Origin of the sequence: Anabaena sp. PCC 7938 (assembly GCF_049315035.1) — a bacterium.
GTDB classification, from domain to species: Bacteria; Cyanobacteriota; Cyanobacteriia; order Cyanobacteriales; family Nostocaceae; genus Anabaena; species Anabaena cylindrica.
Window position 1 is genome coordinate 4451332 of the sequence record NZ_CP186034.1, and the last position, 11733, is coordinate 4463064.

Below are 11733 nucleotides of genomic sequence, written 5' to 3' on the forward strand. Positions count from 1 at the left end.
GAGTACGAATGTAGAATCCCCGTGTCTTTAGACCGGGGAATGTCAATCGCTCTAAATTACTAATCAGGGCTTACCATTAGACTCAGTTAAAATTAACTTTGGTTCTTCTGGTGTGGGTTCTTCTTCTGGCAAACCGTACATTGATTTGTACAGCTTATCGTACTGCTTGGCAGATTCATACCAACTGAAGTTTTGACTCATACCGCGTTTTTGTAATTCTTGCCATTGGGGTTTGAAACGGAAACCTTCCCAAGCGCGAATCATGCAGGTGAATAGGTCTAACGGTTCATAGCGGTCGAAGCAATAGCCAGTACCGGCTTCATTGACTGGATCGTAATGTGATACGGTGTCAACTAATCCACCTGTGCGGCGGACAATGGGGACAGAACCGTAACGCAAAGCCATCATTTGACTGATACCACAGGGTTCAAATCGGCTAGGCATGAGAAAAGCATCAGTACCAGCGTAAATGCGACGAGAAAGGGCATCGTTATACAGTAAGTAAGTTGCCATGCGTCCGGGATAGCGGGATGCTAATTGCCACATTTGGGTTTCATAATAGCGATCGCCTGTTCCCAGCAAAACAAATTGAGCATCTGTATAAGCCATGAAGCGGTCTAGAATTTGCATAACTAAATCCAGACCTTTTTGTTCCACTAACCTTGTCACCATGCCAATCAGAAAGGCATTAGAATTGACTTCTAAGCCTACTTCTTCTTGCAAAGAAATTTTATTGGCTTTGCGTTTATCTAAGGTATCGGTGGTGAAAGTTTGGGTGATGTATTTATCATTGGCAGGATTATAAACTTCTGTATCTATGCCGTTGATAATCCCTGATAGTTTCCCACTAATAAAAGATAGCAAACCTTCGATTTGTTCACCGTAAGCAGGAGTCTTGATTTGATCTGCATAGGTGGGAGAAACTGTGTTTACCTTATTGGCAAACTGAACTGCTGCGGCCATGGTGTTATGACCTTGCATATACCAGGGACACCAAGTAATTTTCTCTAAATACCAACGCCACGGCCCTTGATAAGCTAGGTTATGAATGGTAAATACAGTGGTGATATCTGGAGATTGGTTCAACCAAACTGGTAACATTCCTGTATGCCAATCATGACAGTGAACAATTTCTGGCTTCCAGTAATTCCAGCAGAATTCCGCTGCACCATTGGAGAAAAAGGTGAACCGCCAATCTTCATCTTCTCCGCCATAAATACGGCGGGTATTAAAAGAAGAATGTTGAAACAAATATAATGGGACATCAGTACCAGGTAGAAGGCTTTCATAAACGGAAAAGTCCTGGAACATGGCATTTCCAGTCCATACAGGTTCTTTGGGAATCTCCATTTTGTCTGGAAGAAAGCCATAGTAAGGCAAGAATATTCGCACATCATGCCCCATTTGTCTTAAGACTTTTGGTAATGCACCCACAACATCGCCCATTCCGCCTACTTTGGCAATGGGAGCAGCTTCAGCTGCAACAAATAAAATCCGCATGGTATTTATTGGTAATTGGTAATTGGTGATTTGTAAAATCTTTATAGCGCTTTCCACTAAGCGTGATATACAAAATTACCCCTCCCCAACCCTCCCCTTGGTAAGGGGAGGGTGCGCGATAGCGCGGGTGGGGTGTATGTCATGAGCTTGGGAATTGCTATATCTTTATCTGTAACCTATCACCTATCACCTTATGATCCGCGTTGGATCTCGGTGAAGATAGTTTCTAAAATTTCCGTAGCGCCTTGTTTCCTTAAAATATTGGCTAGTTCTGTACCCAGTTTTTCTGCATCATTGGCTAGGCCAGTAACAGTGTCTTGCACCAGTTTTTGACCATCAACGCTGGCAACAATACCTGTTAGTGTTAAATTACCATCAACTATTTCTGTATTTACACCAATGGGTACTTGACAACCACCCTCTAAGGAACGGAGAAAGGCTCTTTCTGCTAGACAGCGATCGCGTGTTTGGGGGTCTTCAATGGCTTTAAGGATGGAAATGACTTCGCTGTCATCTGCACGGCATTCTATACCCAGAGCGCCTTGTCCGACGGCATGGAGAGAAATTTCTGGAGGTAAGACTTGGTGAATGCGATCGCTCATTCCCAATCTTTCTAACCCAGCTACCGCTAAAATCAAAGCATCATAATCACCTTTATCCAGTTTCTCCATGCGTGTAATTAAGTTTCCCCGCACATCTTTAAACGTAAAATGGGGAAATTTATTGCGTAACTGTGCCAGCCGTCGCAAGGAAGATGTCCCAATTACTGCACCTTCAGGTAAAGTGTCGATTGTCTGTCCTTTATATTTTTCATGTAGTACCAGCGCATCTGCTGGATTTTCACGTTCGGTAATTGCTGCTAATGTTAACCCTTCTGGTAACTTTGTTGGCAGATCCTTTAGGGAATGAACTGCAAAATCAATCTCCTGATTGATCATTCCCAATTCCAGTTCTTTGGTAAATAAACCTTTATCACCAATTTTGGCTAATGCTACATCCAGGATTTTGTCACCTTGAGTAGACATCGTATGGACTTCAAAAGTGATATCAGGAAAGCTTTTCTGAAGTTGCTCTTGTACCCAGTATGTTTGAACTAGAGCAAGTTGGCTTTTACGTGAACCAATACGAATAGTGCGGGGAGGACTAGAAACTGAAGTCATAAAACTATATGTCAAACCAGGCGGTAAATTCACATTGATCTAGACTACCGCAGCAAGTGACTTACCGGATTGAACTAACGTCTTTACATTTGTTTATATTTCTGCAACCTCAACCGCTGACGAAAAGCAGGTAAAAAGTTTGAGTAATATTTTACACATATTAATCTCGGTTATTTATTTATATGCAGAATTTTGCAGCCACCGTAATGACCATTGATATTAGCACAATGTCCCTCATGGTCAGTGTGGCATCTATTTTGCAATCAATCACACTGATATTTTTAGTTTTCTTAGCTAACCAATATCGGGGAATTAGTATTTATGCTATTGGCACAATTTTATCCGCACTGGGATTTCTCATTTTCCCTATGCGCTTATTACTATCAGATAAATTACTGTTATTGAATCTACGTTTTTTTGGTAATTTATTTATTACCTGCGCTCAAATAATGTACACCATAGGAATTGGTAAATTTATTGGCAAAAAAATAAATTATCTGTTTCTTATAGCTCTTAGTTCTGCTTTTTGTGTTACCCAATTTTATTTTATATATATCAAAGATGATTATTTACTTAGAAATTCAAGCATTATCCTACCAGCAATCATTTCTAACTTATTAGCAATTTACTATTTAATGTCAAATCAAGATAAATCTCTATTTAGTTCTTCCGTTTTTACTTCCATTATATTTTTATTTTATGTTATCTGTTTGATGCTACGTATAGTCATGATACCATTGACCCAAACAACTTCTTTAATGCAATCAAATAGCATAAATATTATCACACTTTGGGCAATATTTTTATTTGATTACCTTCGTAACTCCGGCTTTATTATGATGGTTAATCAAAGAATGTATCAGGATTTGCATACATTAGCTACAACCGATTCTTTAACCAAGGCGCTGAATCGTAGAGCAATAGAAAATTATTTACAGCATGAAGTCACAAGATTTAAACGCAGTGAAATACCCTTTAGTTTAATTTTGATTGATGTTGATAAATTTAAATTAATTAATGATAATTATGGACATACTTTTGGTGATGTTGTTTTACAACACCTAGTTAACATCCTGAAAAAATCTCTCCGTTCTCAAGATTTGGTGAGTCGTTGGGGTGGAGAGGAATTTCTCATCCTCTTACCAAACACAAATATTGAAACTGCATCTCTTATTGCTAACAGATTGCGAATAATAGTTGAAGAAAATCCAGCCGCTGAGGGAATGATTTATTACACTATTAGTTTAGGGGTGGCAACTTTTGCAGAAACTTATACAAATTCACTAAGTTCATTTTTTATCGCCCTTGATCAAGCTCTTTATCAGGCGAAAAATAATGGTCGGAATCAAGTAGTTATTGCTGCTACAGTTCAATAATTAATAAAAGATTGGGGGTAAGGAAAGTTTGGTTTTTTCAAAATAATCAGTTTGCAATTTACCATCTGCTTGGTGAAAATTATGAACAAGGTGCAAAAAGCGAATTATTGCCAAACTTGGATTTGACAATATTAGCGCAATATGTAATGGCAGATGATCCTTTAGATGCAGCGATCGCATTTCGAGAGCAAATTAGAGAAATGGTGGGTTAGATAAAATCTTTGTTATTTCCTGCACTAAAGTAGTCTTTAGAGGGAAGTTAAAAAGTTGCAGATGTGCTACAAAATAGTATACTGCCTAAATCTATTTTTTAATCTATATGAGTCGTTCCGCTTGCCTTATCTTTAACCCAGTTGCGGGTCAGGGTGATCCAGAATTAGAACTAGATCAGATTAGATCAATATTAGAACCAGAAATTGAATTAGATATTTATTTCACAACTGAAGAAGTGGATGCTGACGAACTTGCACGCGCAGCAGTAGAAAGGGGAGTAGAAGCGATTATTGCGTCTGGGGGTGATGGTACTCTGTCAGCAGCAGCCGCAGCAGTAGTTAATACTAATATTCCCTTCGGGATTATTTCACGGGGAACAGCAAACGCTTTTGCAGCAGCTTTAACGATTCCCGATACAATTGCAGATGCTTGTCAGACAATTTTGCAGGGTAAAACCCGTGCAGTAGATGTAGCTTATTGCAACGAGCGACTGATGGTATTATTGGTAGGTATTGGTTTTGAAGCCGGAACTGTAGAAAAAGCAGACAGGAATGCTAAAAATCGCCTGGGGATGATGGCGTATATTTTGGCAGGAATTCAAGAATTAGGAAATTTACAGAAATTCGCTGTTGAAATTGAAACTGAAGATAAGATCATTCAAACTATTGCTTCGGCGGTGACAGTAGCAAATGCTGCACCGGCAACTTCAGTGTTAGCTCATGGACCAGCGGGTATTATTTTTGATGACGGATTACTAGATTTAACAATTGTAGCCCCAGAAAATAAAACAGGTGCGATCGCAGCTACATTCCATTTATTTCAAACTGCTACCGCAGGAACACCCGTAGAACGAGACGATATTGGCTATCTGCGAGCTAAAACATTTAAAATCACAACTGAACCACCACAAAAGGTAGTTATAGATGGAGAAGTAGTCGGCACAACTCCTGTAGAAATTAATTGTATACCAGAAGGTTTGAGGGTTTTTGTACCATCAGTAGCAGAAGATATTCCCACAGAAAAGCTAGAAGGATTACCTAACTTAACTGTAGAAATGAAGGATTAAGCTGTGGGTAATTCAGGAATTATGTAATCTAAATCATTCCTGGGCCTTTACCCCTTGTATCATGTTTTTCCGTCAATTCACCTGTTTTATTTTCATTTACTTCGTGTAATTCCTCAAGACGTTCTGCGATGTCTTCCTCCAGATGTTTCCGTGCATCACCTGGAACTTCATAATACATTTCTGGTTCCACGGGATAATTATTCAACAAACCTTCTTGATCAACGGTATAACCATCTGTGGTGCGTATGCTTTCAACATTGGTTTGGTCGTCAGTAGGCGCACTGGAGATGTTTTCTTCTGTGGGAAGATGTTTATAATGTTCTCCTTCCCTGTCCATACGCGCTGCTGTTTCCGCTGGGATAATTCCCCGATCATAAGTATCTGCATCAACTCGATGAGCAGAATCTGTTGTTTTTTTAACTGGTTTATTAGTCATAAATTAAATTTAATCCTCTTTATTTATTTTGAGAATAACTTCGAGAACTAGATTAGTGTTTTTTTATAAAAATAAATACTGCCTTAAGAAGTGAATTCATGAAAAATACTAGCTAAAATTATCTATCTTGAGACATACACAGGCGGGTGTTACATCTCCTACTTTTGCTGTAAGTATTTCAAAAAAAATGTAGGGTTGGTATTGTTTACCCTACATTAAATTAGCTAATAGATTGATTTTAATTAACCTATAAGTTGTTGTTTGAATGAATTAACCTTGTGTACTAATTCTTGACGGGTTTCAGCTTTGATGAGATAACGGAAAGTAAACCAGATGGCATAAATTATGCCAATTATCTCAAAAATAGGTGCTAATAACGGTACGCCATGAATAGCATCTAAAACTGCGATCGCTACCTTGACCGTGACAATTGCAGACAAAATTAATCCAAATGTTAATAAAGCCTGTTTGTTTTTGTCAAAAAAACTACCTAGATAATTTGGCAGTTGGTCTAAGAAATCAACAATTTGTCTGCTCACTCGCTGCCATTGGCTTTCATAAGCTTTAGCTGGCATGAGTTTTGGTAATTTGGCGGTATCTACACCCTCAAGAGCTAATACACCGTCAGGTGAACCTGAATTTACTGTCTCTGGTGGCTGTTGTTGAGTTTCCATAACGTTTGCCATTTGGCAGAACAGTGTTGATAAATGACTGGACGTAAATAAATATAACAGTCTGGACACAGAATACCAAGTCAAAAATATTTCAGTTTGTATCCTGATTACTGACTCCCGATGCTAAAAATTTATTTACATCCACTAACTTCAGGATATTAATTGTTAGCAGCTTTAGTTTTGTGGTGGTGTAACAATCGTTTCCACAACTACATTTTTGACACCATTAATTTCTTTTGCCAAAGGTTCAATTTTAGCCAACTGCTCCTGATTACCAACGGTTCCTGATACAGTAACTAGTCCATCTTCTGTAGCCTTAACTGTTAATTGACCACCTGGTATATTGGCCTCTAATTTAGATCGGACTTGACTTGCTAGATCTGCGGCAGCTCTGTCTGTTAGATCACCAGTCGCCAAATTTCGTTCTTCACGAGCGCGGATATCAGCATTGAGTTGTCTTCTGCGGACTTCACTTTGAGCATCTTCTTGTGCTTCTTGAGTTGTTTGTGTAGCAGGACTTGCTGGAACTTCTCCCGTTTCGGGTGCAGTGACAGTTGTCTTAGCAGTGTCATCGCAAGCAACGCTAAGAACTAAAAGCGAACCAATTAAGAAAGAAGTTAGCTTTTTCATGTGTTTATTTCTTGATATAAATGTGAATTTTTGGGAGTATGGGGTAGGAATTAGGAGTAAAATTCTGATGTTAATGCTCCTAATTGTTGTACTGATGGAAAGATAATTAAACTGTTCTTTCTCGGTTGTCAACAATAATTACAGAATTTTCCCCGGTGTAATTACTAGGAACAGTTTCTGCCTGTCTGATGGGTTCAAAACTGGTTTGACGTTCTCTGACATTATGGACATCAGGGGCATCATAAATGGCAAATTCTTCAATTCCCAGACGCTTAAGAATCGTTTCTGCATGGTGTATTTCTGCTTCTGTGCCATCGACAATTACTAGGTAATGACCTTTTTGGAAGCGATCGCTATAAACTTCCGCCCGTTCTTTAGGAATTCCTAAACCAACTAGTCCCCCAGCTATACCTCCAACGGCTGCACCCACAGCACCACCGGTCAGGGTTGTAGCCAAAGCCGTAGCTGCTGCACCAGCTACCATTACAGGCCCCACTGCCGGAATTGCTAAAGTTCCCAGACCAACTAATAAACCGCCTAAACCACCTATTGCACCACCAGTAACTGCACCAGCTTTTAACCCTTCCCCGGCTTGATTACCTGTCTCCAAATTCCTATTGACATTACCATTTGTGTCTTTAGCTATCAGGGAAACATAACTCATGGGAAAACCAGCATTTCTTAATTCATTCAGTGCGGTTTCTGCGTCATGACGATGGGTAAATACACCAACTGCTCTCTTGTTCGTTTGTGTGGTGTGCGGAGCTACATTTTCATGGCCATTGGCTTCGTAAATTTCCCATTGTTTAACGTGATGCTGGTTGATAATTGTTGCTGCGCGTTGGATTTCAGCATCAGTGCCACGGACAATGATGATATAGTTACCTTGATGGATGCAATCGTTGTAGAACTGAGTCCGTTCATAGGGAATATTTAGGCGAGTAGGCTCAATGCGATCGCTCACATGAATTCCCTCGAAAGTATTTCTTTGTGGATCTTCCCTGTTAATTAGAGAAATTTGACTCAAGGGAAAGCCAGTATTTCTTAAATCGCTAATTGTTGCTTCTGCATCGTGCAGCATTGAAAAGTAACCGATGGCATATTTATCAACAGCCCTATCCTGATGTCTAATATCTGTAGTCACCTCTTGAGCATTCGGGTGATCATAAATTTCAAACTCTTCAATTCCCCATTTGTGGAAAATTTCTTGAACTCTAGCAATTTCTGCATTTGTACCATCTATGATGACTAAATAATCCTCCTCGCTCCACTCTGGCGTGATAGGCTCTAGCTCTTTCTTCAGGAATTCCTAAACCAATCAAAGCACCAACTAAACCACCTGCTACTGCACCAATACCAGCGCCGGCAACAGTTGTCGCTATGGCTGTTGCTGTGGCTCCAGCCAACATAATTGGCCCAACTCCAGGGATTGCTAAAGTTCCCAGTCCAACTAATAACCCAGTTAAACCACCCAAAACTCCACCAGAAACTGCTCCAACTTTGGCACCTTCATCAGACTGATCACCAATTTTTTCATTTACTTGCTTACCTGCAATTTCATCGCCCTCTTCTTTATGTCTGGCAATGACAGAAACTCTTTCCATGGGAAAGTTTGAATCTCTCAGTTCATGGAGAGCTTGTTCAACATCACGACGCTGATTAAATATGCCTACAGCTCGTTTATTTACATTTATAGTCATGCTTTTATTACCCTAGAAATTATAGAAGAATTATTCCAAATTTATGGAAAACACTAACTCTATTAGAACAATTATTGATGTTATCTACATCACTCTTTTGGAGTAAACTATCTTTATATCATTAGGCATAGATCAATTTTTAATCTGTGTGGCAAAGAAGATTTTTTATTTTCGATTAACAATAGTTACAATATTTTCTGTGATTTTAATGGTATAAACACAGTTTGTTCAATAAATTAAGTACCAATTGCTAAATCAAATAAATATGATATGGCGGTGTGCATTTGAATGAAATACATCATAGCCCCCTCATCACTTGCGGTGAACCAGCGCTGTAGGCGGGTTTCCCACCGTAGGCGACTGGTGTATCCCTTACGGGAGCCGGAGGCATCATCCGAAGGAGGAGGGGGTTGGGGGTGGGGTTCTTGTATCTCACTCAACCGAAAACCGCTATAAGCATTTTAAGGGACATGATATATCTAACTAGAATGAACTACCTCTTGGAGGAAGATAAAAAATAATGCTAAACATTATGTGTAAGTTATAAAAATCAAGATTTGAGAGAATTATTAACATAGATAAATACAAATAAAAATACTGTGTTATTTAATAGGATGAGTAAGAGTAGGTGTAGGCGTGATACAAGCCATCAATCCTTGTGGTGTAAGCCTGAATAAAAGTCATAGTTCTGAAATAACAGTACAATTACCCAAAAAGAACTGTCAGGAAAAATGTATAAAATCGAAATTGGGTAGAGTCACTGTTGTGATATTAATCACGTAAACGTTAGTATTAAATCACGGTTACTTAACCAAAACATCTGTTACTGTATAGTCAAGTAAGCCCACTAAAATATAAAAAATCTTTTTAGTTAATGCTTGGTGATGATGGGGAGTTATACTTATGCTGGAAAAACTATTATTAGCATCTATTCTAACATTTAGCTTTAGCCTATTCGCAGAGATGGGTTGGTCTAATTCCAAAAAAGAAATAGCAAGAACTCCTGTACCTCAACAGGAAGTTGTAACTTCAACTCAACAGCAAAAAAATATAATAACAAGAGATAAATCGGTAACACAGACAAATACTATGGTAAATTGGCTCAAATTACTAATATCATCTGTTCAGTATAAACCCAGGTTCGGTTAAGATTGAGTCCTGAATTTAAGATATATTGTGATACTGAGTATGAAAAGCCAAATTATTGCCACAACAGCATTTTTGTTGACTATAAGCTTGCCAATAACCGCGCAAGCATCTAATTATGAACAGATAAAACAGTTATTAGCCACTAAACAATGTCAAAACTGTAATCTTCGCAATGCTGGCTTAGTGATGGCTGACCTATCGGGAGCTAATTTAAGCGGTGCAAATCTCGCCGGTGCAAACCTCAGCCGCGCTAACTTAAGTGGTGCTGATTTGCGAGGTGCAAACTTGACTGGTGCTAGTTTATTTGGTGTGAATTTAAGTGATGCTAAACTCAGTGGAGCAAATCTCACGGGTGCGGACTTGAGAAACACCTATTTAACAAATGTAGAACTGACTGATGCTAACCTGAATGCGACTAACTTTCAGGGGGCAGTCGGTATACCTTTAGAAATTGCCAAACCAGAAGAATTTTATGCATGGGGTGTAGCAGCAGCTGAGAAAGGCAACCTTAAACCAGCTATTGATTATTTTAGTCAAGCGATCGCACTGAAACCAGACTACGCAGGTGCATATTTATCCCGTGGTGTAGCTAGTTATCAAAGCTTAGACCGAAAAAGCGCTTTAGAAGATGCTCAAATGGCAGCAAAACTGTTTGAAGAACAAAAAAATGCTGAGGGAATATTAACAGCACAAGCTTTTATTCTAGAAGTGAAAACACCTTATACAGAAAACGTCAAACCTAGTAAACCCAGTTTTATGGATTTTGTTGGTAGTCTAGGTTCAGTATTACTACAATTTTTGCCTTTTTAGGGGTGTAGGGGTGTAAGGGTATAGGGAAATAAAAGAATGTCAGATATGGCTTACACCACGCTACGCGAACAGGATAAAAACTGGGATTCTATCACCCATTACCCATTACCCATTACCAGCCATAAAATCTTGAGTACATTTTAAAAAATTCTCGACAATAGGCGTTAATCTGTGTTGCTGCCAGATGATAGCAGTTTCTATTAAAGGTGCTTTTTCTAAAATCGGACGATAAACTACGCCAGATCTTTGGAGGTTCTGTAAAGAAGATGGTGTGATTGCCGCACCCATTCCGGCCGATACTAAACCAATAATTGTTTGCATTTGAACTGCTTCCTGAGTAATGTTAGGGCTGAAATTTGCCTGGTGAAAAAGGCTCATGATGCGATCGTAAAGTCCTGGTGCTAAATAGCGAGGAAACATAATTAAAGGTTCATTGAGAAGCGATCGCACTGAGATATAATCTTTTTGAGCCAGTGAATGAGTTGACGACAAGGCCACAACTAAAGTCTCCTTGTGAATACACTCATAAGATAATGTGTCATCTTCCAAAGGAGGATGAGCAAAACCTACATTAATCAAGGAATCTCTCAGTGCTTGCTCTTGTTGGCTTGTAGTTAATTCCAGTAATTCTATTTCTACTGCCAGAAATTGCTCGCGAAATTTTCGCAAGATCAAGGGTAATAAGTCGTAAATTACCAAACTAGTAAATCCTATTCGCAGTTTACCTGTTTCACCTCTTCCGGTTCTTTGAGTTAATGCTACTGCGGTTTTTAGTTGCTCTAGTAGTTGATAAGCTTCTTGTAAAAACACCTTTCCAGCTTCTGTTAGCTGTACTTGTCGCTTAGTTTTGCGATCAAAAAGTTTTACTCCTAATTCTGCCTCTAACTGCTGGATTTGTTGACTAAGAGGAGGTTGAGCTATGTGCAGTTTTTCTGCGGCTTTACTGAAATGTAATTCCTCAGCTACAGCGATAAAGTAGCGCAGGTGTCGTAGTTCCATATTTATGATACTTTATAAGT

14 protein-coding genes are annotated in these 11733 nt (G+C 39.1%); 5 read left to right on the forward strand and 9 right to left on the reverse strand.

Going from position 1 to position 11733, the window contains the following annotated elements; genetic code table 11:
• Positions 1-63: 63 nt before the first annotated feature.
• Complete coding sequence (glgA, locus tag ACOWPH_RS20250) at positions 64-1500, reverse strand: glycogen synthase GlgA (protein ID WP_015217187.1); 1437 nt, start codon at positions 1498-1500, stop codon at positions 64-66.
• Between the two features lie 191 nt (positions 1501-1691).
• Positions 1692-2660 (reverse strand): hydroxymethylbilane synthase, encoded by a 969-nt coding sequence (gene hemC / locus ACOWPH_RS20255; RefSeq protein ID WP_015217188.1) that lies wholly within the window; start codon positions 2658-2660, stop codon positions 1692-1694.
• A gap of 182 nt (positions 2661-2842) precedes the next feature.
• On the opposite strand from hemC, the gene ACOWPH_RS20260 reads away from it, so the two are divergent.
• The 3 genes from ACOWPH_RS20260 (at position 2843) to ACOWPH_RS20270 (ending at position 5315) form a co-directional block, all read left to right on the forward strand.
• Positions 2843-4036, forward strand: a complete 1194-nt coding sequence (locus ACOWPH_RS20260; RefSeq protein WP_242043114.1) for a GGDEF domain-containing protein — start codon at positions 2843-2845, stop codon at positions 4034-4036.
• Between the two features lie 11 nt (positions 4037-4047).
• The gene (locus tag ACOWPH_RS20265; protein WP_042465466.1) at positions 4048-4248 is read left to right on the forward strand and encodes a hypothetical protein; all 201 of its coding nucleotides are present in this window, start codon (positions 4048-4050) and stop codon (positions 4246-4248) included.
• A gap of 107 nt (positions 4249-4355) precedes the next feature.
• Complete coding sequence (locus ACOWPH_RS20270) at positions 4356-5315, forward strand: YegS/Rv2252/BmrU family lipid kinase (protein ID WP_015217190.1); 960 nt, start codon at positions 4356-4358, stop codon at positions 5313-5315.
• 28 nt (positions 5316-5343) lie between these two features.
• Here ACOWPH_RS20270 and ACOWPH_RS20275 read toward each other — a convergent pair whose 3' ends face one another.
• The 6 genes from ACOWPH_RS20275 to ACOWPH_RS20300 all read right to left on the reverse strand — a co-directional run bounded on the left by ACOWPH_RS20275 (position 5344) and on the right by ACOWPH_RS20300 (position 9195).
• The gene (locus ACOWPH_RS20275) at positions 5344-5751 is read right to left on the reverse strand and encodes a hypothetical protein (RefSeq protein WP_015217191.1); all 408 of its coding nucleotides are present in this window, start codon (positions 5749-5751) and stop codon (positions 5344-5346) included.
• A 242-nt stretch (positions 5752-5993) separates the two neighbouring features.
• Complete coding sequence (locus ACOWPH_RS20280; RefSeq protein ID WP_015217192.1) at positions 5994-6437, reverse strand: CAAD domain-containing protein; 444 nt, start codon at positions 6435-6437, stop codon at positions 5994-5996.
• Positions 6438-6599: 162 nt separating this feature from the next.
• Positions 6600-7055: a BON domain-containing protein gene (locus ACOWPH_RS20285; protein WP_015217193.1), complete on the reverse strand. Its 456-nt coding sequence runs from the start codon at positions 7053-7055 to the stop codon at positions 6600-6602.
• A 106-nt stretch (positions 7056-7161) separates the two neighbouring features.
• Positions 7162-8199 (reverse strand): hypothetical protein, encoded by a 1038-nt coding sequence (locus ACOWPH_RS20290; protein ID WP_422665615.1) that lies wholly within the window; start codon positions 8197-8199, stop codon positions 7162-7164.
• A gap of 70 nt (positions 8200-8269) precedes the next feature.
• Entirely contained in the window at positions 8270-8755 is a 486-nt protein-coding gene (locus tag ACOWPH_RS20295; RefSeq protein WP_422665616.1) for a general stress protein, read from the reverse strand.
• 236 nt (positions 8756-8991) lie between these two features.
• Positions 8992-9195 (reverse strand): hypothetical protein, encoded by a 204-nt coding sequence (locus tag ACOWPH_RS20300; protein WP_171815816.1) that lies wholly within the window; start codon positions 9193-9195, stop codon positions 8992-8994.
• 463 nt (positions 9196-9658) lie between these two features.
• On the opposite strand from ACOWPH_RS20300, the gene ACOWPH_RS20305 reads away from it, so the two are divergent.
• Positions 9659-9904, forward strand: a complete 246-nt coding sequence (locus ACOWPH_RS20305) for a hypothetical protein (protein WP_422665617.1) — start codon at positions 9659-9661, stop codon at positions 9902-9904.
• A gap of 39 nt (positions 9905-9943) precedes the next feature.
• A complete protein-coding gene (locus tag ACOWPH_RS20310; RefSeq protein ID WP_015217196.1) occupies positions 9944-10714 on the forward strand; it encodes a pentapeptide repeat-containing protein in 771 nt (256 codons plus the stop codon).
• 105 nt (positions 10715-10819) lie between these two features.
• Here ACOWPH_RS20310 and ACOWPH_RS20315 read toward each other — a convergent pair whose 3' ends face one another.
• Complete coding sequence (locus ACOWPH_RS20315) at positions 10820-11713, reverse strand: LysR family transcriptional regulator (RefSeq protein ID WP_015217197.1); 894 nt, start codon at positions 11711-11713, stop codon at positions 10820-10822.
• Between the last annotated feature and the right edge of the window lie 20 nt (positions 11714-11733).